The 265-nt window shown below is 35.8% G+C and carries 1 protein-coding gene; it reads right to left on the minus strand.

All coding sequences use genetic code 11. The annotated features are described in order from the left end of the window. The coding region (locus C1E99_RS00015; RefSeq protein WP_161951100.1) for a serine hydrolase at positions 1 to 265 on the minus strand (265 nt) is incomplete at both ends.

Here is a 265-nt window from a genome sequence, read left to right on the forward strand (position 1 = left end):
TAATAAGAAAGTAAATTACTAGCTACATTATCTGACTCTTTAGCAGTCTTATTGATCAATTCTTCCACTGAATAATCTTTGTTGTCAGGAGTTTTTGACAGTGAACCACTTCCTCCAGCAACATAAGCTCCTGGGAAGGACATAGATTCGGCTGTATATTTCACTTTAGTAGTCAAATCAATATACCCAGCATTCAGTTGCTCTTGAACGTAATAAAGAATTGGTAGTTTAGCAATGCTGGCAGAATAGAATAGTTTCTCTGCAA

This window comes from Streptococcus suis, from assembly GCF_002964045.1.
GTDB lineage: Bacteria > Bacillota > Bacilli > Lactobacillales > Streptococcaceae > Streptococcus > Streptococcus suis_U.